Source organism: Pseudomonas sp. QS1027, assembly GCF_002814235.1.
Taxonomy (GTDB): Bacteria; Pseudomonadota; Gammaproteobacteria; order Pseudomonadales; family Pseudomonadaceae; genus Aquipseudomonas.
This window is the reverse complement of sequence record NZ_PHSU01000043.1, coordinates 1-25938: the sequence shown is the minus strand read 5'-3', so window position 1 is coordinate 25938 and position 25938 is coordinate 1. Positions and strand designations below refer to the sequence as shown.

The 25938-nt window shown below is 62.4% G+C and carries 23 protein-coding genes; 10 read left to right on the top strand and 13 right to left on the bottom strand.

Annotation, left to right across the window (positions count from 1 at the left end; genetic code table 11):
* The first annotated feature begins 12 nt into the window (after positions 1 to 12).
* From CWE01_RS32175 to CWE01_RS32165, 3 genes are all read left to right on the top strand, one after another.
* Positions 13 to 1608: a GMC family oxidoreductase gene (locus tag CWE01_RS32175; protein ID WP_100944587.1), complete on the top strand. Its 1596-nt coding sequence runs from the start codon at positions 13 to 15 to the stop codon at positions 1606 to 1608.
* Positions 1609 to 1725: 117 nt separating this feature from the next.
* A complete protein-coding gene (coaD, locus tag CWE01_RS32170; protein ID WP_100944586.1) occupies positions 1726 to 2205 on the top strand; it encodes a pantetheine-phosphate adenylyltransferase in 480 nt (159 codons plus the stop codon).
* A gap of 135 nt (positions 2206 to 2340) precedes the next feature.
* Positions 2341 to 2592, top strand: a complete 252-nt coding sequence (locus CWE01_RS32165; RefSeq protein WP_100944585.1) for a YfhL family 4Fe-4S dicluster ferredoxin — start codon at positions 2341 to 2343, stop codon at positions 2590 to 2592.
* 38 nt (positions 2593 to 2630) lie between these two features.
* On the opposite strand, the gene CWE01_RS32160 is transcribed toward CWE01_RS32165, so the two are convergent.
* The 3 genes from CWE01_RS32160 to CWE01_RS32150 all read right to left on the bottom strand — a co-directional run bounded on the left by CWE01_RS32160 (position 2631) and on the right by CWE01_RS32150 (position 4713).
* Complete coding sequence (locus CWE01_RS32160; protein ID WP_100944584.1) at positions 2631 to 2969, bottom strand: multidrug transporter; 339 nt, start codon at positions 2967 to 2969, stop codon at positions 2631 to 2633.
* A 69-nt stretch (positions 2970 to 3038) separates the two neighbouring features.
* The gene (mutM, locus tag CWE01_RS32155; protein WP_100944583.1) at positions 3039 to 3851 is read right to left on the bottom strand and encodes a bifunctional DNA-formamidopyrimidine glycosylase/DNA-(apurinic or apyrimidinic site) lyase; all 813 of its coding nucleotides are present in this window, start codon (positions 3849 to 3851) and stop codon (positions 3039 to 3041) included.
* 49 nt (positions 3852 to 3900) lie between these two features.
* Positions 3901 to 4713, bottom strand: a complete 813-nt coding sequence (locus CWE01_RS32150; protein WP_177145404.1) for an HDOD domain-containing protein — start codon at positions 4711 to 4713, stop codon at positions 3901 to 3903.
* 199 nt (positions 4714 to 4912) lie between these two features.
* On the opposite strand from CWE01_RS32150, the gene CWE01_RS32145 reads away from it, so the two are divergent.
* The 4 genes from CWE01_RS32145 to ilvD all read left to right on the top strand — a co-directional run bounded on the left by CWE01_RS32145 (position 4913) and on the right by ilvD (position 10893).
* Positions 4913 to 6109 (top strand): class I SAM-dependent rRNA methyltransferase, encoded by a 1197-nt coding sequence (locus CWE01_RS32145; RefSeq protein ID WP_100944581.1) that lies wholly within the window; start codon positions 4913 to 4915, stop codon positions 6107 to 6109.
* A gap of 388 nt (positions 6110 to 6497) precedes the next feature.
* Positions 6498 to 7571 (top strand): SagB family peptide dehydrogenase, encoded by a 1074-nt coding sequence (locus CWE01_RS32140; protein ID WP_177410533.1) that lies wholly within the window; start codon positions 6498 to 6500, stop codon positions 7569 to 7571.
* Positions 7571 to 8758, top strand: a complete 1188-nt coding sequence (locus CWE01_RS32135) for an MFS transporter (protein WP_100944580.1) — start codon at positions 7571 to 7573, stop codon at positions 8756 to 8758. Before CWE01_RS32140 ends, CWE01_RS32135 begins: the two co-directional genes overlap by 1 nt.
* Before the next feature lie 293 nt (positions 8759 to 9051).
* A complete protein-coding gene (gene ilvD / locus CWE01_RS32130) occupies positions 9052 to 10893 on the top strand; it encodes a dihydroxy-acid dehydratase (protein WP_100944579.1) in 1842 nt (613 codons plus the stop codon).
* 79 nt (positions 10894 to 10972) lie between these two features.
* Here ilvD and CWE01_RS32125 read toward each other — a convergent pair whose 3' ends face one another.
* Positions 10973 to 11611, bottom strand: a complete 639-nt coding sequence (locus tag CWE01_RS32125) for a hypothetical protein (RefSeq protein WP_100944578.1) — start codon at positions 11609 to 11611, stop codon at positions 10973 to 10975.
* Between the two features lie 466 nt (positions 11612 to 12077).
* On the opposite strand from CWE01_RS32125, the gene CWE01_RS32120 reads away from it, so the two are divergent.
* Positions 12078 to 13469: an L-cystine transporter gene (locus tag CWE01_RS32120; RefSeq protein WP_100944577.1), complete on the top strand. Its 1392-nt coding sequence runs from the start codon at positions 12078 to 12080 to the stop codon at positions 13467 to 13469.
* A gap of 118 nt (positions 13470 to 13587) precedes the next feature.
* Here CWE01_RS32120 and CWE01_RS32115 read toward each other — a convergent pair whose 3' ends face one another.
* Positions 13588 to 14100 (bottom strand): dihydrofolate reductase, encoded by a 513-nt coding sequence (locus tag CWE01_RS32115; protein WP_100944660.1) that lies wholly within the window; start codon positions 14098 to 14100, stop codon positions 13588 to 13590.
* 140 nt (positions 14101 to 14240) lie between these two features.
* On the opposite strand from CWE01_RS32115, the gene CWE01_RS32110 reads away from it, so the two are divergent.
* Together CWE01_RS32110 and CWE01_RS32105 are read left to right on the top strand one after the other, a co-directional pair.
* On the top strand, positions 14241 to 15620 hold the full coding sequence (locus CWE01_RS32110; protein ID WP_100944576.1) for a DUF2868 domain-containing protein: 1380 nt from the start codon (positions 14241 to 14243) through the stop codon (positions 15618 to 15620).
* The gene (locus tag CWE01_RS32105) at positions 15613 to 16986 is read left to right on the top strand and encodes a DUF3482 domain-containing protein (RefSeq protein ID WP_100944575.1); all 1374 of its coding nucleotides are present in this window, start codon (positions 15613 to 15615) and stop codon (positions 16984 to 16986) included. The genes CWE01_RS32110 and CWE01_RS32105 overlap by 8 nt, the downstream gene beginning before the upstream one ends.
* A gap of 10 nt (positions 16987 to 16996) precedes the next feature.
* Here CWE01_RS32105 and CWE01_RS32100 read toward each other — a convergent pair whose 3' ends face one another.
* The 8 genes from CWE01_RS32100 to CWE01_RS32070 all read right to left on the bottom strand — a co-directional run bounded on the left by CWE01_RS32100 (position 16997) and on the right by CWE01_RS32070 (position 25735).
* Positions 16997 to 17533 (bottom strand): hypothetical protein, encoded by a 537-nt coding sequence (locus tag CWE01_RS32100; RefSeq protein ID WP_157815315.1) that lies wholly within the window; start codon positions 17531 to 17533, stop codon positions 16997 to 16999.
* A gap of 117 nt (positions 17534 to 17650) precedes the next feature.
* Positions 17651 to 19030, bottom strand: a complete 1380-nt coding sequence (locus CWE01_RS32095; protein WP_100944573.1) for an efflux transporter outer membrane subunit — start codon at positions 19028 to 19030, stop codon at positions 17651 to 17653.
* Positions 19027 to 20040: a hypothetical protein gene (locus CWE01_RS32090; RefSeq protein WP_100944572.1), complete on the bottom strand. Its 1014-nt coding sequence runs from the start codon at positions 20038 to 20040 to the stop codon at positions 19027 to 19029. The genes CWE01_RS32095 and CWE01_RS32090 overlap by 4 nt, the downstream gene beginning before the upstream one ends.
* Positions 20037 to 22202, bottom strand: a complete 2166-nt coding sequence (locus tag CWE01_RS32085; protein ID WP_100944571.1) for a peptidase domain-containing ABC transporter — start codon at positions 22200 to 22202, stop codon at positions 20037 to 20039. Before CWE01_RS32085 ends, CWE01_RS32090 begins: the two co-directional genes overlap by 4 nt.
* A complete protein-coding gene (locus tag CWE01_RS32080) occupies positions 22199 to 23479 on the bottom strand; it encodes an HlyD family secretion protein (RefSeq protein ID WP_256579440.1) in 1281 nt (426 codons plus the stop codon). The genes CWE01_RS32085 and CWE01_RS32080 overlap by 4 nt, the downstream gene beginning before the upstream one ends.
* A gap of 195 nt (positions 23480 to 23674) precedes the next feature.
* Complete coding sequence (locus CWE01_RS33655) at positions 23675 to 23827, bottom strand: hypothetical protein (RefSeq protein WP_177100966.1); 153 nt, start codon at positions 23825 to 23827, stop codon at positions 23675 to 23677.
* 211 nt (positions 23828 to 24038) lie between these two features.
* Entirely contained in the window at positions 24039 to 24602 is a 564-nt protein-coding gene (locus tag CWE01_RS32075; protein WP_100944570.1) for a phosphonate degradation HD-domain oxygenase, read from the bottom strand.
* On the bottom strand, positions 24599 to 25735 hold the full coding sequence (locus tag CWE01_RS32070) for a TIGR03364 family FAD-dependent oxidoreductase (protein WP_100944569.1): 1137 nt from the start codon (positions 25733 to 25735) through the stop codon (positions 24599 to 24601). Before CWE01_RS32070 ends, CWE01_RS32075 begins: the two co-directional genes overlap by 4 nt.
* Between the last annotated feature and the right edge of the window lie 203 nt (positions 25736 to 25938).

The following is a 25938-nucleotide window of genomic DNA, read 5'->3' as shown; positions in this document are numbered from 1 at the left end:
AAGAGGCTGCACATGCCCGTACCCGATCTGTTTCGCGAAGGCCTGGCCCGAGGCTGGAAAACCTATAACGGCGCCCGCCTGGAGCAGGACCTGACGCTGGAGGCCGATGTCGCCATCATCGGCAGCGGCGCGGGCGGCGGCACCACCGCCGAAATCCTCAGCGCCGCCGGCTACAAGGTCCTGCTGATCGAGGAAGGCCCGCTGAAAACCAGCAGCGACTTCAAGATGCTCGAAGACCAGGCCTACACCAGCCTCTACCAGGAAGGCATCGGCCGCATGAGCAAGGACGGCGCCATCACCATCCTCCAGGGCCGCGCGGTCGGCGGCACCACGCTGATCAACTGGACTTCGAGCTTTCGCACCCCGGACCAGACCCTCGAACACTGGGCCAGCGAGCACAACGTCAAGGGCCACAGCAGCGCCGAGATGGCGCCCTGGTTCGAGAAAATGGAACAACGCCTCGGCGTCGCCCCCTGGGTCATGCCGCCCAACGCCAACAACGATGTGATCCGCAATGGCTGCGAAGCCCTCGGCTACAGCTGGAAAGTCATCCCGCGCAACGTGCGCGGCTGCTGGAACCTGGGCTACTGCGGCATGGGCTGCCCGACCAACGCCAAGCAGTCGATGCTGGTCACCACCATTCCGGCGACCCTGGAGAAAGGCGGCGAGTTGCTCTATCTGGCGCGGGCCGAACGCTTGCAGATCGAAGGCGACCAGGTCACCGGCCTGCTCTGCGTGGCAATGGACGAGCGTTGCGTGGCCCCCAATGGCCGGACAATCAAGGTCAAGGCCCGGCATTACGTGCTGGCGGGCGGCGGTATCAACAGCCCGGGACTGCTGCTGCGCTCCAAGGCACCGGACCCCAGCGGCCAACTGGGCAAACGGACCTTCCTGCACCTGGTGAATTTCTCCGCCGGGCAATTTTCCGAGGTCATCAATCCGTTTTACGGCGCGCCCCAGTCGATCTATTCCGATCATTTCCAGTGGAATGCCGGCGTCACCGGGCCGATGTCCTACAAACTCGAAGTGCCGCCCCTGCAACCGGCGCTGGCCAGCACCCTGCTGGGCGGCTTCGGCACGCAAAACGCCTTGCGCATGGAACAACTGCCGCACACCCACATGATGCTGGCGCTGATGCGCGACGGCTTCCACCCGGACAGCCCCGGCGGCAGCGTGGAACTGCGCGGCGACGGCACGCCGGTGCTCGACTATCAGGTATCGGCCTATGCCTGGGACGGCCTGCGCCGGGCTTATCACACCATGGCCGAGATCCAGTTCGCGGCGGGCGCCAAGTCGGTGCTGCCGTTGCACGCCGATGCCGACTACGTGAACACCCTGGCCAAGGCCCGCGAACTGATCGACGAACTGAGCCTGGAGCTGTACCGCACGCGGCTCGGCAGCGCCCACGTCATGGGCGGTTGCGCCATGGGCGAAGAGGCGAAAAGTGCGGTCACCGACAGCCTCGGTCGCCACCATCAGTTGCGCAATCTGTCGGTTCACGACGGCTCGCTGTTCCCCACCAGCATAGGCGCCAACCCACAGCTTTCGGTCTACGGTCTGACAGCACAGCTGGCAACTGCCCTCGCGGAGCGCTTGAAAAACCCGTGAAAAAGAGGACTATTCGTCGCGTCTATAGTGCTTTCTTCCCGGTATCCTGACTTGGCCGACCGGAAAGGCTGCGATACCATCCGACTCCCCTAAACGGATACCCGCCAGGACGACGCGATGAACCGAGTGTTGTACCCAGGTACCTTCGACCCGATAACCAAGGGTCATGGCGACTTGGTCGAGCGCGCCGCGCGCCTGTTCGACCACGTGATCATCGCCGTGGCTGCCAGCCCGAAGAAAAACCCGCTGTTCCCCCTGGAGCAACGTGTGGAGTTGGCCCGCGAGGTCACCCAGCACCTGCCCAACGTGGAAGTGGTGGGTTTTTCCACCCTGCTGGCGCATTTCGCCAAGGAACAGAACGCCAACGTCTTCCTGCGCGGCCTGCGCGCCGTGTCGGACTTCGAATACGAGTTCCAGCTGGCGAACATGAACCGTCAGTTGGCCCCGGACGTCGAAAGCCTGTTCCTCACGCCGTCGGAGCGTTATTCGTTCATTTCGTCGACGTTGGTCCGGGAAATCGCGGCCCTGGGCGGCGATATCACCAAGTTCGTCCACCCGGCGGTGGCCGACGCGCTGACCCTGCGCTTCAAGAAATAACGCCGGCGCGGGCACTCTCGAGGCTGGCTATTACGGCCGCCTCGACGGGTGCGCGTGCACTGCGCGCGCCAATGCGGCACAATTGACGCATTAGTTTTCATGTCGCCCGGGCCTGCCGTCCGGGCCGGAGTGCCCATGTCCCTGATCATCACCGACGATTGCATCAACTGCGACGTCTGCGAACCCGAGTGCCCGAACGCCGCCATTTCCCAGGGCGAAGAGATCTACGTGATCGACCCGAACCTGTGCACCCAGTGCATCGGCCACTACGACGAGCCGCAATGCCAGCAGGTCTGCCCCGTGGACTGCATCCCACTGGATGAAGCCCATCCGGAAACCGAAGACGAGTTGATGGCCAAGTACCGGAAGATCACCGGCAAGGCTTGAGCCTGGTTTTATCGGGTCAAGGCAGGTACGGCGGCAGCTTACTGGTCGCCGTCGAAGCCTTCCGCCGTGCACCCCAGGCAACGGGCAAAGGCCGCTTTCCCAGGGGTCAGCACCAGTGACTTGCCGGCGTTACCCATGCCCTTGACGCCACCGAAAGCGGTAAACGGCAACGACACCACGAACACCGCCGTGCCGATCAGGGTCGCGCCCACCAGCAGGGGGCGGGCGATGATCAGGTCGGCGATCATCGCGTAGGCCGGTGGATTCTGGATCGTGTAGGTCGGGTCGCCGCTGCTGCCATCGTCCGCCAGCACCGGCAACGCCTGCAGACCAAAACTCAGGGCCACAACCAGGGCCAGGGTGCGAAACGGGTTCATGGCACTATCCTTCAACAAAGCAATGGATGGCAAAGTCTTAACTATAACAGCGTCCGCACGCTTGTCAGGTCAGCTCTGGCAACGTGGACAATACACGCTGGCCCGCTGTCCCAGACGAATCTCGCGCAAGACAGTGCCACAGACCTTGCAGTGCTCGCCACCACGCCCGTAGACGAACAGTTCCTGCTGGAAATAGCCGGGCTGGCCGTCGCCGCCGATAAAGTCGCGCAAGGTGGTGCCGCCCCGCTCGATGGCGGCCGCCAGGATGCGCTTGATCTCGATCGCCAGCGCCAGGTAGCGCCCCCGGGAAATGCTCCCGGCCTCGCGGCGCGGGTCGATGCCGGCGGCGAACAGCGCCTCGGTCGCGTAGATATTGCCGACCCCCACCACCACCGCGTTATCCATGATGAACGGCTTCACCGCCATGGAGCGCTTGCGCGACAGCTGGAACAGTCGCTCACCATCGAACAGCTCGGTCAGCGGCTCCGGCCCCAGGCGCGCGAGCAATTCGTGATTGAGCGGGTCCAGGCTCCAGAGCATCGCGCCGAAGCGCCGTGGGTCGGTGTAGCGCAGGGCCAGCCCGGACTCCAGCTCGATATCCACATGCTCATGCTTGGCCGCCGGCAAGCCGGCTTCCACCAGGCGCAGGTTGCCCGACATGCCCAGGTGACTGATCAGGGTCCCGACCTCGGCGTTGATCAACAGGTACTTGGCCCGCCGCTCCACCAGCACGATGCGCTGCCCGGACAGGCGCACATCGAGGTCTTCCGGGATCGGCCAGCGCAACCGACGGTCGCGCACGATCACACGGCTGACGCGCTGGCCTTCCAGATGGGGCGCGATACCGCGCCGGGTGGTTTCGACTTCAGGTAATTCAGGCATGACGGCCCCAGGTCAGGCGATAACGGGCTCGGCGACGCTGCTCGGGCGCTTAGTTCGCGCCGAGCTCGCGGATGTTCTCTCTGAGGTTTTCGAAGTCATAGTCGGACAGGCCGACATAATCGAGCACCAGATGGCCGATGGCGTTCCATTCGTGGTCTTCGGCTTCGTTGCCCAGCACCCGATGGGACGCACAGATATGTTCGGCCATTTTCAGGATCGCCAGCAGGTTTTTCAACTGGCTGTTGCGGGTCGACTCGTCGCTGAAGATCGCCAGGGCGTTGTGGTGATTGGCGATGGCGTTGGTCACATGTTCCGGCAGGCGCCAGGATTTGGCCGTGTAGTAGCCGACCACCGCATGGTTGGTGTTCAGCTCGGCATTTTCCGTGTCCACCACGCGCTGCTCCGGGCCGGCATTGGCGTAGGCCCGCTCCAGCACCGCCATATAGTTGGGGAAACGCTTGATCATCAGCGGAATGCCGCAATCGTGGAACAGCCCCAGGGCATAGGACTCATCGACCGCCTGGCCGCCGGTACGCTTGGCCAGGGTCAGGCTGGTCATGGCCACATCCTGGGCGGTGTCCCAGAAGCGATTGAGGGTGACGATGGTTTCATCGGCCATCTCGCCCTTGATCGACTGCGCGTTGATCAGGTTGATGATCGAACGGCTGCCCAGCAGGTTCACCGCGCGCTGGATCGAGGCGATCTTGTTCGACAGGCCGTAGTAAGGCGAATTGACGATTTTCAGCAACGCGCCGGAGAGGCCGGGGTCCTGGCTGATCAAGCGGGCAATCACCTCCAGATCCGGGTCAGGCATGTACTGCTCCATCTGCAAATCCACCATGATTTGCGGTTGGGGAGGCACGCTAATGCCTTGCAGGGCCTGCTGGATCTGTTCAGGTGAAAGTTCTTGGGACATGGGTACACACTCCGGGCGAGTGAGGGATTCTAGCGGAAAACTTGTACGCCATGGGCCGAGTGTACAATCACTTACATGAAACATCGCACGCCGGGGACGTCGAACTCCCGCTATAATTCCGCTCTTTTTTCCCCGGAGCGACGTCATGTCCCTGCCTAGCCTACGCCTCAAAGCCAACGCCGACCGACGCCTGCGCAACGGTCACCTGTGGGTCTACAGCAACGAAATCGACGTGGCGGCCACTCCACTGCATGGCTTCAAGGCTGGCGACCAGGCCATCCTGGAAGCCGCCGGCGGCAAGCCGCTGGGCATCGTCGCCATGAGCCCGAACAACCTGATCTGCGCCCGCCTGCTGTCGCGCGACATCAAGTTGCCGCTGGACAAATCGCTGCTGGTGCACCGCCTCAACGTGGCCTTGTCGCTGCGCGAGCGGCTGTTCGACAAGCCGTTCTATCGCCTGGTCTACGGCGATTCCGACCTGCTGCCGGGTCTGGTGGTGGATCGTTTCGGCGATATCCTGGTGGTCCAGCTCGCCTCTGCGGCCATGGAACAGCACAAGGATGAGGTGATTGCGGCGCTGGTCCAGGTCCTGAAACCGAGCGGCATCCTGTTCAAGAACGACTCCGCGGCCCGCGACGCCGAAGGCCTGGAGCGTTATGTCGAAACCGTGTTCGGCCTGGTGCCGGAGTGGGTCGCCCTGGAAGAGAACGGCGTGAAGTTCGAAGCGCCGGTGATGGAAGGCCAGAAGACCGGCTGGTTCTACGACCACCGCATGAACCGTGCGCGCCTGGCGCCGTATGCCAAGGGCAAGCGGGTGCTGGACCTGTTCAGCTATATCGGCGGCTGGGGCGTGCAGGCGGCTGCGTTCGGCGCCAGCGAAGTGTTCTGCGTCGATGCCTCGTCCTTTGCCCTCGACGGTGTCGAGCGTAACGCGGCGTTGAACGGTTTTGCCGAGAAGATGACCTGCATCGAAGGTGATGTGTTCGAAGCCCTGAAGGAACTGAAGGCCTCCGAAGAGCGTTTCGACGTGATCGTGGCCGACCCGCCCGCCTTCATCAAACGCAAGAAAGACCTGAAGAACGGCGAAGGCGCCTATCGCCGCCTGAACGAGCAGGCCATGCGCCTGCTGAGCAAGGACGGCATCCTGGTCAGCGCCTCGTGCTCGATGCATTTGCCGGAAGATGACCTGCAGAACATCCTGCTGACCAGCGCCCGTCACCTGGACCGCAATATCCAGCTGCTGGAACGCGGCGGCCAGGGCCCGGACCATCCGGTACACCCGGCGATTCCGGAAACCCGTTATATCAAGAGCATTACTTGCCGCTTGCTGCCTAACAGCTAAGTGATAACCCGCACCGCCTTGGCTCAAGGCGGTGCGGGCGCCCTGACTGACACTTTGAAGTTCCAAAGATACTGTGTAGTCCCTATCGGATAACAGCTCCGACTATTCCCACACCCCCAACAAATGGAAGTGACCGACAACCACATCGGACATGACCTACGCAAACGCTATTGCCAACCTGTTCCATCAGCCTATTATCAATCTGCCACCTCAATAACGAGGTGATAAACATCAACAACAGACAGGTAATATGAACATGGAAAAAATCAATCTTGAGCACAAAACTTCCGTTGGGTTCCACGTGATGCTCGGAACCTCAAAATAACCCTGAGAAAGGTTGGGCCGACGCCCGTTCTCGGCCCAGCCTCAAATAAAGGGGGTCTATTTCATGTATATCAATCCGAGCCTGCTCGTTTTAATAAAGCCTCCTGCCCTGGTGATCTGGAACTATCAGTCACACGAGCAGTACTCAATAGACAAACATCATTCAAGCCGACTGATCGAGCTTATCGAGGCTCCCGCCCGCTTCGATCCGACACACCCGATTGATTCGACGCTCCTGGCCACCGGCATTCTCAGTGAAACGCCCTTTGCCGCCAACGACTGGGGCTGGGATGACCTGTCGCGGATTTTCCATATCGGTACCAAGGATCTGCTGCCAGGCGCCCGCCTGCAAAACGTCGAGGAATGGGCTAGGCACTATCTGTCCGAGTGCCAGGAGGTCATGGGCCGTCCAGCGCCAGAACCGCATCGATATGCCAGTGCATTACCCCAGGATATGATTTATCTGCCGACGCCTTGCGTCGATAAAACCACCGACTTCAAAAACGTATTGCTGGAACGAAAAACCTGTCGTGACTTTTTCAAACAGAGTGTTTCGCTTCATACGCTCAGCCACCTTCTCTATCTGTCACTGGGCTATTTGAAAGAGCGCGAAGGCGACTGCCACGCCTCGATACCCCAGGCGTTCAAAGCCCGTCGCAGCAGCCCATCGGGTGGGGGACTGAACAGTACCGAAGGTTACTTGTATGCCTACAATATAAAGGGGCTTGGCCCCGGCTTTTATTATTATCACCCCGACAAACATGCCCTGACGCTGATAAAGCGTATCAGCGCGCCGTTGGCGACGTTCGTACAAGGTCAACACTTCATCAATAACTTGCCTCTGGGTCTGTTTATCACTTCTCGATTCGACAAGATGTGGTGGAAGTATCCACACTCCCAGGGTTACCGGGTTTCACTGCTCGAAGCCGGGCATATTTCACAAACCCTGCAACTGACCGCCACGGCCTTGGGCATGAAGACCTGGGTGACGGCCGCCTTGAGCGAAGAAAAAATCGAACAGGCCCTCGGGCTGAATAACCTTTGTGAACAACCGCTGCTTTTTGTCGGGGCCGGTTACAGCAACGGGGAGGCTCTGTGCGCTGAACTCAAACACCTGCTCGCCGCGGAAAGTCACTGATGCAAGGTCCCTCCCCCGCCTTGGGTACCGCTGGCTATAAATACTCCTGCCTGCTGCTGCTCAGCTGTATATCGCTGATCAGCTTTTTCCCGCTCAATGTCCTGCTGCCAGCCTTTCCTGCCCTGGCCGAGCAATTCAATACCTCGACGACCGACATCGCCTTGGCGATCAGCCTGTTTACGCTAGTGTTCGCCTTCTCACAGTTTGTCGCCGGGCCGCTCTCCGATAAATTCGGCCGCAAGGAGATCCTGCTAGGCTGCCTGGCGATTTCCTGCCTGGGCTCCCTAGGCTGCACTCTGGCCCAGGACTACACGGCCTTTCTGTTTTTTCGCGGTGTCCAGGCACTGGGCTGTGGTTTTTTTGTGCTGGGCCTGGCCCTGGTCGAAGACCTGTTCAACCCGGCGGACCGCGCGCCCATCCGCATTTACTACATGAGTTTCAGCGGCCTGTTCGTGGCCCTGTCGCCCCTGCTGGGCTCCTGGCTACAGACGTCCTTTGGCTGGAAAAGCAGCTTCTACGCCTTTTCCTTTATCGCAGCGGGTATTTTCCTGCATGCGCTCTGGGTTCTCCCCGCAAGATCCGCACAGCCGTCCCGAGGAAACCCATCGATACGCCAGTCCATAAAAACCGTCCTGAGCCACGCCGACTTCCGCCGTTACTGGCAGATAGCAGCGCTGGTGTTTTCCGCCTACTTCGCGCTGATCAGTGTATCGCCGCTGATTTTCATGGATGACCTGAAACTCTCCGAAGTCCAATACACCCTCGTCCTGTTTATCTATGGCCTGGCCTATCTGTGCGGCGGCCTGCTCGCCTCCACACTGCAAAAACGCCTGGGTGTTCGAGCGCAGATCGATACGGGCCTGATCCTGTTGGGCGTCTCCGGCCTGCTTCTGCTACTGATCATGCAACTGCAAATTGTCTCGACCGCGACCCTGCTCCTGCCCATGTGCCTCAGTGCCATTGCCGTTACCGTCACCCGCCCTGCGGCCATCTCGGCGGCGATGTTGCTGTTCTCCGCCAACGCCGGCACGGCGGCCTCGACGGGCAACAGCCTGATGTTCATCGCAGCCGCCACGACCAGTGCTGTCGTGGCCAAGGCAGGCGTCGACTTGCTGCCGGCCATCGCAGCGGTTTTCATTATTTTCAGCGTCTTCGGCCTGCTGAGCAGCGCCCGGCTCAATCGCTGAATCGCCAAACGCAGCCCGGAAACACAAGTGCCCCCTCGAATCCAGAGCGCCTGGCTGAACCCAAGCTTCACACCCTTGAGCGCCCGCCCCATTCCTTCCCGCCGCCAGCGGTGTAGAATCGCGCTATTCATCGCCAGTCATCCCCCGGCGGGTTTATGAGCTCAGGCCCAGGCGCGCGGCGATCCCGCGAGGCCAACGGCAGCTTTCGGGCACCCGGCTATTTTCGGTGTGCACCAGAGGCCCATAGAAGCTCACTTCCCTTTGTGTACCTGATTAGCCGCCCGGAGTGCTCCATGCCTGATTACCGCTCGAAAACATCCACCCACGGCCGCAACATGGCCGGTGCCCGCGCCCTGTGGCGTGCCACGGGGATGAAAGACGCCGATTTCAAGAAACCGATCATCGCCGTCGCCAACTCCTTCACCCAGTTCGTTCCCGGCCATGTCCACCTCAAGGACATGGGCCAACTGGTCGCCCGCGAGATCGAACGCGCCGGCGGCGTGGCCAAGGAATTCAACACCATCGCCGTGGATGACGGCATCGCCATGGGCCACGACGGCATGCTCTATTCGCTGCCGAGCCGCGAGATCATCGCCGACTCCGTCGAATACATGGTCAACGCCCACTGCGCCGACGCCATCGTCTGCATCTCCAACTGCGACAAGATCACCCCCGGCATGCTGATGGCCGCCCTGCGCCTGAACATCCCGGTGATCTTCGTTTCCGGCGGCCCGATGGAAGCCGGCAAGACCAAACTGGCCGCCCACGGCCTCGACCTGGTGGACGCCATGGTCATCGCCGCCGACTCCAGCGCCTCTGACGAGAAGGTTGCCGAGTACGAGCGCAGCGCTTGCCCGACGTGCGGTTCGTGCTCCGGCATGTTCACCGCCAACTCGATGAACTGCCTCACCGAAGCCCTGGGCCTGGCCCTGCCGGGCAACGGTTCGGCCTTGGCGACCCACTCCGACCGCGAGCAACTGTTCCTCCAGGCCGGCCGGACCATCGTCGAGCTGTGCCAGCGTTACTACGGCGACAACGATGACTCGGTGCTGCCGCGCAATATCGCCAATATCAAGGCGTTCGAAAACGCCATGACCCTGGACATCGCCATGGGCGGTTCCACCAACACCATCCTGCACCTGCTGGCTGCCGCCCAGGAAGCCGAGATCGATTTCGACCTGCACGACATCGACCGCCTGTCCCGTCACGTGCCGCAGCTGTGCAAGGTCGCGCCGAACATCCAGAAGTACCATATGGAGGACGTGCACCGCGCCGGCGGGATCTTCAGCATCCTCGGCGAACTGGCCCGTGGCGGCCTGCTGCACACCGACCTGCCGACCGTGCACAGCAAGACCCTGGCCGAGGGCATCGCCAAGTGGGACATCACCCAGACCAGCGATGAAGCGGTGCACACCTTCTTCAAGGCCGGTCCCGCCGGTATCCCGACCCAGACCGCGTTCAGCCAGTCGACCCGTTGGGAATCCCTCGACGACGACCGTGAAAACGGCTGCATCCGCAGTGTCGAGCACGCCTATTCGAAAGAAGGCGGCCTGGCCGTGCTCTACGGCAATATCGCCCTGGACGGCTGTGTGGTGAAAACCGCCGGCGTCGACGAGTCGATCCACGTGTTCGAAGGCAACGCGAAGATCTTCGAAAGCCAGGACAGCGCCGTGCGCGGCATCCTCGCCGACGAAGTGCAGGCCGGCGACATCGTGATCATCCGTTACGAAGGCCCGAAAGGCGGTCCGGGCATGCAGGAAATGCTCTACCCGACGTCCTACCTGAAGTCCAAGGGCCTGGGCAAAGCCTGCGCCCTGCTGACCGACGGGCGTTTCTCCGGCGGCACCTCGGGCCTGTCCATCGGCCATGCTTCCCCGGAAGCAGCCGCGGGTGGCGCGATTGGTTTGGTTCAGGACGGCGACAAGGTGCTGATCGACATTCCGAATCGCTCGATCAACCTGTTGGTCAGTGATGAAGTGCTGGCGGCACGTCGCGCCGAACAGGACAAGAAAGGCTGGAAGCCGGTGGAAGTGCGTCCACGCAAGGTGACCACGGCCTTGAAGGCCTATGCCCTGCTGGCCACCAGCGCAGACAAGGGCGCGGTGCGCAACAAGGCGATGCTCGACGGTCTCTAAGGCATATATGTGTCAAAAAAACCGGCGCCCAGGCGCCGGTTCTTTTTGAAAGCATGTTTCTGGAGCGTCGATGAGTTCATTACATGGCATCAAAACGCATGATATGCACGTTGTTTGTGCTCCCCGTATAGAGATCCATCACCTGCTTATTATTAAAGTACCCCGCTAACATTCTATTCATTCCATCGACGCCACTAAACTCGGCCGCGCCCGCATTACAATCAAAGAAAACCGTCGAACCTGAGCGGCTACAAACAGCTGTCACATAATGACCGGGAATGCCTATCAAGTAATACCCCGGCTCAGACATGACAATTCTCGATATCCGTTCCTGGCAGGGCCATGTCAAGACAGGATACATTTTCACAAATTTCAAGCCAACGACAGGTCCCAAGCGGGTACAGTTAATAGCCAATGCCTGAGCACTTGCCTGGCTAGCCGTCTGACCAACACCATCGACATGAACCTCCCCCAATCCGTTTTGAATCTTGAGCCCAAACTCCAATAAAGCGGACCAACTATATGATTTTGCATCCGTCAAGCTGCGCAGTCCATGCTTGGCATAGAGCCCCAAAAAAATCATGCTTATCCCGCCACAAATGCCTTGGCGGATAATTGAGCTTTGCTCGGCCTTGATCAGTTTCCCTTGACTGAATTTTTCTTTTTTAATGGCACCTGCAGACTTGGCCGCACACAAGAACACATTTGAAACACCCACAGCTTATCGCCTCCCAGCTCAACTCAGTTCATTTAAAACTGAACAGCATCCCTATAAAATCAAAAGCGTTATAGACGCAACGACCCTGGGCCCGCTCCGTACACAACACGGTCTAAAGCTCGAAATAAATACTATTTAGTCCTCACCCGAACTTCAAGCCTTCCGTCAGCCACCCCAAAAGAAAAGCAATACTTAATATTTATAAGATAAGTCCGATTGTGAAACTTCTTAAGTTTCAACTTATTAGTATCAAACAGCAACAGCCCAGGCAAATGTCCATGACAGTCTTCATCCATGCTTCCCCGTGTTCCGGTCACGTCACCACGCCCAAGCGCCAGCGGCTTATTCCAAAAGCGATGGCAGCCATTCCATATCGATATTAAATCCATATTTATCAAGCTGTTAGGCTTACCGGTTCGCAATTGCCGACTAGGGTAATTGGCACCTATCGTTTTCCGGAGCTTCAATGAATCTGCCGCTGATTCTCAACCTGCTGGTGTTCCTCGCCCTGCTGCTGGGCCTGGCCCAAACCCGTCGCACCACCTTCAGCCTGGCGAAAAAAGTGCTGCTCGCCCTGGTCCTCGGGGTGCTCTTCGGGGTTGCCCTGCACAGCATCTATGGTGCCGGCAATCCGGTGCTCAAAGCCTCCATTGGCTGGTTCGACCTGGTCGGCAATGGCTACGTGCAATTGCTGCAGATGATCGTGATCCCGCTGGTGTTCGCCTCGATCCTCAGCGCCGTGGCCCGCCTGCACAACGCCACGTCCCTGGGCAAGATCAGCTTTCTGACCATCGGCACGCTGCTGTTCACCACGGCCATTGCCGCGCTGATCGGTATCGGCCTGACCAACCTGTTCGGCCTCACCGCCGAAGGCCTGGTGGCCGGCACCCAGGAATTGGCCCGTCTGCAAGTGATCCAGAGCGATTACGCGGGCAAGGTCGCCGACCTCAATGTGCCGCAGTTGCTGCTTTCGTTCATCCCGCAGAACCCCTTCGCCGACCTGGCTCGGGCCAAGCCGACCTCGATCATCAGCGTGGTGATCTTTGCCGCGTTCATGGGCGTGGCCGCGCTGCAACTGCTCAAGGATGATGCCGAGAAGGGCCGGAAGGTGGTGAATGCCATCGACACCCTGCAAGCCTGGGTCACGCGCCTGGTGCGCCTGGTGATGAAGCTCACGCCCTACGGCGTGCTGGCGCTGATGACCAAGGTAGTTGCCGGTTCCAACCTGCAGGACATCATCAAGCTCGGCAGTTTCGTGGTGGTGTCATATATCGGCCTGGCCTTGATGTTCGGGGTTCACGGGCTGCTGGTGTCCCTGGCCGGGATCAACCCGCTGCGCTTCTTCCGCAAGATCTGGCCGGTGCTGACCTTTGCCTTCACCAGCCGCTCCAGCGCGGCGAGCATTCCGCTGAGCATTGAGGCCCAGACCCGGCGCTTGGGGATTCCACAGTCGATTGCCAGCTTTGCCGCCTCGTTCGGCGCGACCATCGGCCAGAACGGTTGTGCCGGGCTGTATCCGGCGATGCTGGCGGTGATGGTGGCGCCGACGGTGGGGATCAACCCGCTGGACCCGCTGTGGATCGCGACGTTGGTGGCCATTGTGACCTTGAGTTCGGCCGGGGTGGCCGGGGTCGGTGGCGGGGCGACGTTCGCCGCGCTGATCGTGCTGCCGGCGATGGGCTTGCCGGTGTCACTGGTGGCGTTGCTGATTTCCGTGGAGCCGCTGATCGACATGGGCCGCACGGCGTTGAACGTGAGCGGCTCGATCACCGCCGGGGCGATCACCAGCCAGGTCATGCAGCAGACCGACAAGGCCTTGCTGGAGGCTGAAGAGCATGGGGAATTGGCGCAGGCTTGAGTCCTGCCGCGCCTGATAGATCGCCTTCGCGGGCAAGCCCTGCTCCTGCAGTTTTTTGTCGTACGCAAAATTTGTGTCCGACACGCTCATGTAGGAGCAGGGCTTGCCCGCGAAGCTCTTAGCGCTTCTCCCAGACTTCGAAACTGAACGCCGGTTTGCCATCCGTCGCCGGGTGCGGTTCATCCGAGACCAACTGCCACTGGCTCTCATCGATCTGCGGAAACCAGGCATCCCCCTCCGGGCTCAGCGCTACGCGGGTCAAGTACAACCGGTCCGCCTGCTCCAACCCCTGGGTGTACAGCTGCGCCCCGCCGATCAGCATCAGCTCGCTCGCGCCCTGCTCCAACGCCCACGCCTCAGCGCGCACCAGCGCCGCCGCAAGCGACGGAAAAACCTCCGCGCCCTCCAGCTGCAAACCGGCCTGGCGACTGACCACCAGGTTCAACCGGCCCGGCAATGGCCGTCCCAGCGAGTCCCAGGTCTTGCGCCCCATGATGATCGGCTTGCCGAGGGTCGTGGCCTTGAAGTATTTGAAATCCGCCGGCAAATGCCAGGGCATGCTGTTGTCGACGCCGATCACGCGGTTTTCACCGAGGGCCGCGATCAGGCTTAAAGGGAGAGTTCTGTTCATGCCGCCGAGGATACCAGAGCCCATGGGCCGACTCGGACATACGCCGACAAAATTAACTCGGTCGTTCCACAAGGGACAGCGGGATGCAGCTACCCGCCACAGCGGTTATGCTTCCAGCTCACTTGAGCCCAGGACGCCGCGTGACTGAACCGACTCCCCTGCACCGCCTCTGGCTGACCGAGACGGTGCGCCTGCGCGAAGAACAGGCAGGCCCGCTGGAAGACCTCGAAGCCAATCGCCGCGCCCGCGCCGCGGGAGGCGACCTGCCGACCCGCATCCAGCACCGCGCCCTCTGGCTGGCCGAACGAGATGGCCTGCTCAACGCGCTGCACCATTGGCTGCAAGGCGCACGCCTGGCGCTGCTGGTCCTCGCGATGCTGGTGATCGTCAGCGGCGCCGGCATGGCCTTCGCCGCCCTGGGCAACGGCCAGGCGCCGGTCAATGTGTTCTGGGCCCTGGGCAGCCTCCTCGGGCTGAACCTGCTGTTGCTGCTGAGTTGGGCCATCGGCCTTATCTTCGCCGGTGAACACGCGGCCAGCTTCGGCCGCCTCTGGCTGTGGCTCAGTGAAAAACTCGCCCGCGATGCCCAGGCCGCGCAATTGGCCCCGGCCCTGTTGCTGATGCTCCAGCGCCGACGCCTCAATCGCTGGGCCATCGGCAGCGTGGTCCACGGCCTGTGGTTGCTGGCCATGCTCAGCGCCCTGGTCCTGCTGCTGATGTTGATGTCGACCCGGCGCTACGGTTTTGTCTGGGAAACCACCCTGCTGCGCGGCGACACCTTTGTCACGGTGACCCAGGCCCTCGGCGCCCTGCCCGCCCTGCTCGGATTCGGCCTGCCCGACCCGGAGATGATCCGTGCCAGCGGCAATACCGCGCTGAACCTGGAGAACGCCCGGCACGCCTGGGCCTCCTGGCTGGTGGGGGTGCTGGTAGTCTATGGCGTGTTGCCGCGCCTGCTGCTGGCGGGGTTTTGCCTGTGGCGCTGGCGCCGTGGCAGCCGCGCCCTGAGCCTGGACCTCAACCTGCCCGGCTACGCGCAACTGCGTGAACGGTTGATGCCCAGCAGCGAACGCCTGGGGGTCAGCGATGCGGCGCCGGACACGCTGCACAACGCCCAGAGCGGAGTCAGTGCCGTGGAGAGCGAAGGCGCCTTGCTGGTGGCCATCGAGCTGGACAACCAGCGCCCCTGGCCGCCGACCTTGCCGAAAACCGTAAAGGACGCCGGTATCCTCGACAGCCGCGAATCCCGGAACAAGCTTCTCGAACAATTGACCCGCTTCCCACCGGCGCGCCTGGCGATTGCCTGCGACCCTCGGCGCTCGCCGGACCGTGGCAGCCTCGGGCTGATCGCCGAACTGGCCCGCAGCGCCGGCGCGACCCGCGTCTGGCTGCTGCAAGCGCCGCCCGGCCAGGCGCTGGACGCTGACCGCCTCGGCGACTGGCACAGTGCCCTGCAACAACTGGAACTGCCTTTCGCCGACAGCGCTCCGCTGAACTGGCTGGAGACCGGCCATGACTAAAGCCCTGAAACTGGCCGTGGTCGGCCACACCAATGTCGGCAAGACGTCGCTGCTGCGCACCCTGACCCGGGACGTCGGCTTCGGCGAAGTCTCCCACCGCCCCAGCACCACCCGGCACGTGGAGGGCGCGCGGCTGTCGGTGGACGGCGAAGCCCTGCTCGAACTCTACGACACGCCGGGCCTGGAAGACGCCATCGCCCTGCTCGACTACCTCGAACGCCTGGACCGCCCGGGCGAACGCCTCGACGGCCCGGCCCGCGTCGCGCGGTTTCTCGACGGCAGCGAAGCCCGCCAGCGCTTCGAACAGGAAGCCAAGGTGCTGCGCCAGTTGCTGGCCTCGGACGCCGGGCTTTATGTGATCGACGCCCGCGAGCCGGTGCTGGCCAAGTACCGCGACGAACTGAGCGTGCTCGCCAGTTGCGGCAAGCCATTGTTGCCGGTACTCAACTTTGTCAGCAGCGCCGAGCAGCGCGAGCCGGAATGGCGCGAAGCCCTGGCCCGCCTGGGCCTGCACGCCCTGGTGCGGTTCGACAGCGTGGCGCCGCCGGAAGACGGCGAGCGACGGCTGTATGAAAGCCTTGCGCTGTTGCTCGAAGGCGCCCGCCCGCAACTGGAACGGCTGGTCCTCGACCTGGAGGCACAACGTCGCGCCCGTCGGCAAAGCGCCAATCGACTGATCGCCGAACTGCTGATCGACTGTGCGGCCTGTCGGCGCAGCGTAATCAGCGCCGCCGACGCGCAGACCCAAGCCATCGCCGAACTGCGCCAGGCCGTGCGCCAACGGGAGCAACGCTGTGTCGAAGCCCTGCTCAAGCTCTACGGGTTCCGCCGTGGCGATGCGGCGGCTGGCGACCTGCCGCTATTGGACGGACGCTGGGGCGACGATCTGTTCAATCCGGAAACCCTCAAGCAACTCGGTGTGAAAGTCGGTGGAGGGATTGCCGCCGGTGCGGCGGCCGGTGCCGGTATCGACCTGCTGGTGGGTGGCCTGACCCTCGGCGCGGCGGCCCTGGCCGGTGCCCTCGCCGGCGGCGCCCTGCAAACCGTCCGCGGCTATGGCAGCCGCCTGCTGGGCAAACTCAAGGGGCAACGGGAACTGACCGTCGACGACAGCGTGCTGCGTCTGCTGGCGCTGCGCCAACGGCAACTGCTGCAAGCCCTCGAGGCCCGTGGGCATGCGGCAATGGAAAGCATCAAGATGAGCCTGCCGGTGGATAGCACCTGGCGTGAGGGCAAACTGCCCGAAGCCTTGCACAAGGCCCGGGCACATCCGCAGTGGTCGTCGCTCAACCCCCAGGCCCGGTTGAACCAGCCAGAACGCCAGGAGCAAATCGACCTGTTGCTGCAACGTCTGGCTGAGACCTGAAACGGAGTTGTCAGCTATACCATTTGAACTTCAGAAAGGTCCGACCCATGGACTTGATCCATTCCTCTTCAGCCCGGCTGACAATACCCTCACCGTCGACATCGAAATAAACCACCGAATCCAGCGTCCCATTATTGTCGGTGTCATGGGCCGAGGCCTTGAAGACCAGGGTCTGGTTTCTCGGCGTCCCCGTCCCTTCATGAAGATGCAGCCTCACCACATTCGGTGACTTGTCGTGGTGATAGTTCTCGGCAAACACCTTGATATAGCGCTGCCAGTTTTTCCCGCGGTTGAACCAGCCAAGCTTCAGGAACTGGTTGGCAAAGGCCCTGAGCAGTTTTTCATCCTTGGCGTTGTCCCTGCCATCACCGTTGACGTCACCGCCGAACTGCAAATCCGTCACCCCATCGGCGGTCATATCGACCGCTGCCGCCTTGAGCACCAGCTTGTCGGGCTTGCCGGGCACTTCCTCATAAAAACGCAGCAACACCGTATCAGCCCGGCCATTGCCGCTGCGATCCTGGGCGGTCATTCTCAAATAACGCATAAAAAACTCCTTTCCATGTGAGCCACCACCTTAGTGCAGCGCATCTTTCAGCCACCAGACCAGGATTCCTGAGCCTGTGTGCGAAACCGCGCTCTGTGTCGAGGGACACGGCAACACTCAGGACCAACCACCGCCCAGGCTCTTGTACAGGGCGATGCGATTGCTCACCTGCAACAGGCGGGTCCGGATCAGCGCTTGTCGTGCCGTGCTCAGGCCGCGCTGGGCGTCGAGCACTTCGAGGTAGCTGTTCAAGCCATCCTGATGGAGCAGTTGCGCCAACTCGACGCGGCGCGATTCGTTCAGCACCAGCCGTTGCTGCGCATCGAGCTGCCGATTGAGCGGTTCGTTCGAACCCAATGCGTCGGCCACTTCACGAAAGGCCTGCTGGATCGAACGCTGATACTCGACGACGGCGATATCACGCTGCACCTTCGACAGTTCGAGCTGCGTGAAGCGTCGACCGATATCGAACAGCGGCAAAGTCACGGCGGGAGTGAAGGACCAGCCCTTGGCCTCGCCGGAAAACAGTTCACTCAACTGCGGGCTGCTGGCGCCGAAGAAACCGGTCAGGGAAATGCTCGGCAGAAAGGCCGCCCGGGCGGCCCCGATATTGGCGTTGAAAGCCTGGAGCCGGGCCTCGGCGGCGCGAATATCCGGGCGACGCACCAACAACTCGGAAGGCAGGCCCGGGGCGATCTCCGGCAACCGCGGCCCTTCGTTCCATTCCCAGGCGGACAACCGCGCAGGATCAATCGTCGTGCCCACCAGCAATTCCAGGCGGTTCAGCGCCAGCCCCTGTTGCCGGGCCGCCTCGGCCATCTCGGCCTCCAGGGTCAGGGCCAGCGTATCGGCCTGGCGCAACTCCAGCTCGCTCGCCAGTCCGAATTCCTGGCGGCGAGCGATCAGGCGTTTCGACTCCCCCGCCCGCTCCAGCAACTGCCGGTTCTGCCGGTGCAATTCAAGGTAGGCACGGTGCTCGTAGTAAGCCGTCGCCACCTCGCCGACCAGACCGATCTGCACGCTCAGGGCATCTTCCTCACGGGCCACCAGGCGTTGCCCGGCTTCGGTTTTCAACGCCCGGACCCGGCCCCAGAGATCCAGCTCAAAAGCCGTGATCCCCAGCCGGAACTGCCCTTGCTCGCGAATCACCGATTTTCCGATGGGAGAGTCCGCAGCGGAAATCTTCTGCCGTTGTACCGAGCCGTCAATCCCGCCGCCAGGCCATTGCTCGGCGGCGGAAATCCCATACAGCGCCCGCGCCTCGTCGATGCGCAAGACGGCCACCTGCAGATCATGGTTGTGGACCCGCGCCAGTTCGATCAGTGCTTGCAGCTCGGGATCGAGAAAAACCGTGCGCCAGTCCGGTAACGGCGCGGCATCGCCCTGCGAGCCCGGGTCACGCCAGTGCTCGGCCACGTTCGACGACGGCCGCTGATAGTCGGGGATAAACGAACACCCCGCCAACAGCAAGACCAGCAGTCCCAGATAACACCTCATCCTCCAAGCCCCCGCCGTTGCAGCAGACCCGGCAGTCCCGAGGCCTTCTCGTCCGAAGTCTTCTGTCGCTGATAGAAGGCTTCCAGCCGTGACAGGTAGAACCAGTGCTCGGGGGCCTCGGCAATGAACGACTCCATCGCCAGGGCCCATTGCGCCTGCATCTGCGGCGCGGCGGCGCGGGTGATCCACTGGATCACATGCAGCTCACCACAGCCGCCAAGCTCGGCACGATGCCCCGCCAGCAGCACGTCGCACTTCATTTTCGCCGCCAGGAACATCGGCCCTTTGACGAATTGCGCGGCGCGGCCAAACAGCCGGCCGTCCACCGGCTCGCCGGAACGCACGCCGCCGAAACTCACCGGCAGGTCGGCAAAGATGATCACCTGGTCGCCACGCTTGAGCGCCCGGGCAATCGCCAGCGCGGTCTTCGGCGCGTTGCTGTCGAGAATATCCACGCGGTGCCCGAAAGCCTCCAGGCTCTTGAGGGAGCGTCGGGTCAGGGGATCGTTGAAGTTCCAGATCGGAATGATGAAACGCTTCGGTGGTGGGCAACGTTCGATGATGCAGGCCACCGCCATCCAGTATTCCCCCGTGTGGGCCAGCACGATGATCGTCGAACGCACCCGCGTGCGCGGCCAGTGTTGCCGGGGATCGTTCCAGGCGATCGCACGAATCCAGGCGCGCAAGCGCTCGGGATGATGGCGTGGGTAAAGCCTCTGATAGATAGCGCACTGCAACTGGATGGCACCGTAGCGACAAGCCAGCAGCCGACAGGCGCGGGGTTCCAGTCCGAACAGTTCGAGGTTCTGTCGACAGGCGTTGTAGTCCGCGCCACGCCACGCCGAGGGCAGCCGCAGCAGCATGGCCGGCAACAGCGGCAAGCAACGCTGTGCGACCTTCAATCGAAAGATCGGCGCCAGCCCTTTCAGCAGACGCGCGCGCAACCCGGCCTTGCAGCGCATCCACCACAACCAGCGGCGGATCGGCCAACCTGGACGAAACGGATTCATCGCGGCGCGCCGGCCAGGGGCCGCAAACGCCCCTGGTGCATCAGCAGCACCGTGTCGCAGGCCAGGGCCACGGCCTTGTCGTGGGTCACGATCACGCAGAGCATGGGCAAGCGGCGCACGGTCTCGATAATCACATCACGGGCGCTGGGGTCCAGGTGGGAAGTCGGCTCATCGAGCAACAACAGCTCCGGGCGCCGATACAGCGCCCGGGCAATCAGCAAACGTTGCTTCTGGCCCGAGGACAATTGCACACCCATGGGCCCGAGCAAGGTGTTGAAGCCGTTGCTCAGTTTCAGGATGCTTTCCAACAACCCGGCCTGCTCGACACAGCTCTGCAAACGCGTGCCGTCCAGCGGGTCGCTGTCCATCAGGATGTTCTCGATCACCGTCCCGGCGATGATTTCATCGTGGGCCGTGACATAGGCCACGCTCTGGCGATAGCGGCGCAAACCGAAATGCCGCATCGCCTGGCCATTGATCCTGAAGCGCCCGGTGTCCAGGGCATAGAACCCGGCGAGCACTTTCAGGAAGGTGCTCTTGCCGCAGCCCGAAGGGCCGAATATTGCGATGCGACGGCACGGGCCTTCCAGGCTGAAACTCAGGTCCTCGAAGGTCGGCCGGTCGAACGAGCTGTAGCGAAAGCGTGCGCCTTCGATCTGGATCGAGCGCAAGGGCTGATGCTGGCCGAGGGGATCGGCGCTGTACACGCTCGACTCCACCTGCTCGACCGGCTCATCGACGATTTCCTCGACCCGCTTGAGCTCGACCTTCACCAGCCGCAGGTTCATGTAGCTGTCGACCACCTTCAGCGCACAGCCCATGAACATGTCCTTGTAGAGGACAAAGGCGAACAGGTCGCCGACGCTGTTCTCGCCGTGGAGCACGGCCAACGCACCGAGGGCGCTGACCAGCAGCGAATGACCATGGGACAGCCCTTCATGCACCACCTGGTTCATCGCCTGCAAACGCTGGACGCCGGCGCGGGCCATTTCGGTGTCGGTGTGCTGGTTGCTCCAGTTCGCCAGCTTCGCCGCCTCGTAGTTGTAGAGTTTCATCGACTCGACATTGCCCAGGGTGCCGAGCAGGGTCACGTTGCGCGCCGTTTCGGCTTCGATCGAGGTCTTGTGGTGTTTCTCCATGACCGGCAGGGTCACGCCGCGAAAGACAAAGAACAGCAGGCACAACAGCAGCGACAGGGCCGCCAGCTTGGCGTTGATCAAGGCCATCAGCGCGAGGAACGCCACCCCGAAGGCCAGGTCGATGGCGATGTCCATCCAGCCGGCGGTGAACTGCACGAACGCTTTGTCGGTGGCCTGGGTCCGCCGCAGGATATCGCCGGGCGCGCGGCGTTCGAAGTAGCTCACCGGCAGGCGCAGCAGCCAGGCGATAACCCCGGTGGACAGGTCCTGGCTCAGGGCGATGCGCAGGCGCATGTCGAGGACCGCCCGCAGCCAGGCGGCGAGGCTCTTGAACAGAAAGATCCCGCCAAAGACATAGAGGATCAGAAAGAGGAAATCCTCATCGTTCTTCGCCACCACTTCATCGATGGTCAGGGAGAACAGTTTGGGCGCGGCGATGGCGCCGAAGTAGCCGACCACCGACAGCAGGCCCATGGGCACCAGGTAGCGCAACAACCAGGTGTTTTTGCGCAGGACGCCGAGCGGACCGAAGGTACCGGGAACGCGCCGACGGACCTGGGTGGTGAAGCCCAGCCCCGGGAGCATTTCCAGGGCCGCGCCACTGAACATCGACAGCGCTTCTTCCCAGGTATAGAAGCGTCGCCCCACCGCCGGATCGACGATATGCAGTCCCTGGCGGTTGGTGGATTGCAGCACGACGAAGTGCATGTTGTTCCAGAACAGGATCGACGGTGCGCGCAGTTGCCGTACGTCGTGCAGTTGCAAGCGCAGCGGGCGACAACTGAAACCCAGTTCCTCGCTGACCTTGATCACCTGGAACAGCGACATGCCGTCCCGCGCCACCCGGTAGCGCTGGCGCATCTCGCGCAGGCTCAGGGCCTTGCCGTGATAACCGGCGACCATGGCAATCGAGGCCATGCCGCATTCGGACATTTCGTCCTGGAGAATCACCGGGACCGTGCGCTGGAACAACTGCCGCGAACGGGCCAGGGCCTCGCGCAGCGATTGCTTGAGCCGGCTCATGCCGACTTATCCACAGGCCGCGCCGGAGTGCCCAGCGCCGGCAGATAGTCCGGATTGCCCGCCAGCCCACGGAGCACCGGCAGGAACAGCCACTCCATCAGGTTCAGGCGTTCCAGGCGCAACGAGCCGCTGAGGGTCATGCCGTCCTTGAGCCAATCCTGGCGGATCTTGGTGCGCGGGTCGGAAAAGTCGAGCTTCACCTCGGCCCGATAGGTCGGCCCCGGTTCCTCGCCATCGGTCCTGGCACCGGGCGGGGCCTCCAGATAAGTACTGGCGGTGCTACGGACGATCTGCCCCTTGATCACGCCGTAACGCTCATAGGGAAACGCATCGACCCGCACGATGACTTCGGTGCCGGCGCCGGCAAAACCGATGGCCGCCGGACTGACATCGAGGACCACCACCGGCGCCTCGTGCAGCGCCCGGCTGATGCGCAGCAACATCATCGGCTGACCGCCCTGGGCGCGGGCGCCGGGGAACACCGAGACGGCATCGACCACTCCTTCGACGGGTGACAGCAGGACATATTCCTGGCTCTTGTTGAGATTTTCGAGGCGTTCGCGCAGCTCGTGGCGTTGCCGGGCGAGGTCGCTGAGGCGGCTGGTGAGGGTGTGATCGGCCTCGCTGGCGCGCTGCTCCAGTTCGAGGATGCGTTGCTGCGCGCTGGCCTGGGCCAGGTCGTTGTTTGCCAGGTCCTGGAGCACCGCCTCGTGCTTGACGATCGCCTCGTTCAGCGCCGCCACGGACACCGCGCCTTCGGCCGCCAGTCGTTCATGACGCTGGCGATTCTCCTGGGCAATCGCGGCCCGACGCTGGATCGAACGCTTGATGGTGGCGGTGAGTTGCAGATCCTTGTGCAGTTGCTCGATCTGCAATTTCAGGAGTTTCTTCTGGGTCTCGTGGGCCGAACGAGCCTGGGTTTCGTCGCCCGTGGCATCGTCCAGCAGGCTGCCCAGGCGCTCGGCGCTTTGGGCGGAAAGGGGTTTGTCGCTGCCTTCGTTGAAACTTTCCGGCTCCAGGGCGCGGATGCGCACCAGGGGCTGGTCCTTGCTCACCGAATCACCGGCCTCGACCAGTACCTCGCGGATATGGGCCGGGCGTTCACTGGTGATGCGGACCACATCGCGGGTCAGGATCCGGCCCTGGACATCTTCTTTCTTCGCGTAGTTGCCGATAAACAGCAAGACCAGGCCACCGGCGAAAAACAGGCAGACGAACCAGGCAAAGACCACAGGTGCCAGCGCCGCTCGCGGCGCGACCTTGCCCAATTCAAGCATAGGGGGAACTCGTGCATGGCAACCGACGCGACAGGGCTCGCGCCAGTGAGGGAATACAACTCTGAGGAAACAACACACCCTGCAGGAGCCGGCTGTCTGGCGATGAAGCCGTCAGGTCTCGCGTTGCCCATCCGGACGCCATCACCGGCAAGCCGGCTCCTGCAATGGGCGATAGCTATCGCCCTGGCAGCGGGATCAGCTGGCTTTCTTCAGGCCTTCGGAGATCCAGTCGACCGCCTGGTCGAGGAGCGGACCGAAATCAGTGAAGAACCCGGAACCACGAACGTCCTGGGTCTCTTCGAGGGTCATTTCCTGAAGGGTGTTTTCTTGTTGGGTTGCTTCCAGCATTGGTGTAGACCTCGGCATTATTATTGGATGAAGACAACATCGAGTCGTGCGGCGAGAGCACCGTCGAATCGAACTTTCAGGCAGTTGCGCAACGACGCGCCGTGCTTGAACTGCGAGAGCCATCTTCAGCCAAGGTCGTATTTATTTATATCCGAATAGTCTCTGGAATCCCGCGTCAAATCCGCATGGACCTGTGGTCACTCAGCCGGTATCAACGTAGGAACTGCTCCGCCTTGTCGCGCAACAGTTGCAGGTCGAGCACCGGCACGGCCTCAAGCTTGGCCTGCTCGTCCCAATGGCGCATCCGCAGGCTCACGGCGCAGAGCGGATCCTGCTCAAACTCCCGGGCCTCTTCCTCCGTCATGACGCCGCCCTGGTACTCCAGGGTACGGCGACTCGCTTCACTCAAACGCTCGTAGTACCCGGGCTCGCGCAACGTCAGAAAACGTTTGGCCTGGACGTGATACTCCACCAGCCGCGCCAGCCGTTCGCTGAAGCCGGCCCGGCGCAGGTAGTCGGCACCAAGGCGCTCGTGACTGACCACGCCATAACCGCCCATATCCCCTGTCGGCTGTTCGCCGGCCGGGCAGATATGCCCGATATCGTGGAAGAACGCCGCCAGCACCACTTCGTCATCGAAGCCCTCGGCCAGCGCCAGTTGCGCGGCCTGGGACATATGCTCCAGCTGTGACACCGGCTCACCGATGTAGTCGGCGTTGCCGAACTGCTGGTACAGGCCGAAGACTTCGTCCAGTACCTGCTCGACGGGCTTCATGCCGACTCCCCCAGCAAACGGGCGATATTGCCTTCGGCCAGGGCCGGACCGACGCTCATGCCGACCCCGGTGTGCATCAGCGCGGTACTCACGCCTGGCGCGGCGCGGAGGAACGAAAAGGGTCCCGGTCCCTTGGAGCCGTAGACGCCCTGCCAACGCTCCAGCACCTGTACCTTGCAGCCCAGGGTCTGCTCGGCCAGTTCCAGCAGCCAGGTATCGACCTGTTCGGCATTGAACGGCGAGGCATCGCTGCCGTAGTGGTGGGAGTCGCCGATGATCAGGTCGCCATAGGGTGTCGGGCTGATCAACAGGTGAATGCCGTGTTCGTGCAGGTGCGGGCTGTCGCGCAGGATCTCGGCCTGGACGGCCGCCGCCTCCGGCAGATCGGCAAAGGCGCCGTAGTGCACGCAGCTGAGGCCGGTGAGCAGCGCGTGTTGCAGGTTCAGCTCGACCTGGGGCCGGGCGCGGAGCATTTGCAGGCGGCAGATGCTCGGTTGCAACTGGCTGATGGGTTCGGCCAGCAGGGTCTGATAATCGTGGCCGGAACAGACGATGATCTGTTCGGCGTGGAAGGTACCGGCGGTGCTGTGCAACTGGCCCGGCTCGACTTCGCGGACCAGGGTCGAGAAGAGGAAGGTCACGCCCAGTTCGCGGCGCAGGTAGTCGATCAGCGTCGGGATCGCTTCGCGCGAATAAAGCTGCTGGTCGTCAAGACCGTGCAGCGCGGCGCGGTGATGGCTGAACTGGCCGCCGTAGAGATCGTTCAGCGCGGCACCGCGCAGCAGCTCGACGCGGTAGCCCTGCTCCTCGGCGCGGCCGGCGCAGAAGGCGTCCAGCAGATGTTCTTCGGCTTCAGTGCGGGCGAACAGGTACGAGCCGTTGCGCTTGAGGGCGAAGCCGGCCTGTTGTGCCCAGTGAGCCCAGATGTCGCGGCTGGCGCGAGACAGCTCGGACATGATGCCCGGCGGCTGGCCGGTGACCAGGGCCTGGCCGAAGTTGCGCACCGAAGCGCCCAGGGGCGTGGCGCTGCGCTCGAAGACCGTGACCTTGAGGCCGCGTCGGGCGGCGGCGTAGGCGTGTGACAGGCCGAGGATGCCAGCGCCGACAATGAGGATGTCGTTGTGATTTGTCATGGTGGGTCCTGAAGGAAATGGCCGCTTGAAAACACCGCGAAACCTGTAGGAGCCGGCTTGCTGGCGATGAGGCCGGTACCGCCGCCACATCATCTGCGCCCTATATATCGCCATCGCCAGCAAGCCGGCTTGTGTCTGGCGTCAGGGTTAGACTGGTGGTGAGAGCGGTGAGTGGCAAGCTGAATGCCGGCAGTGCTTAAAGC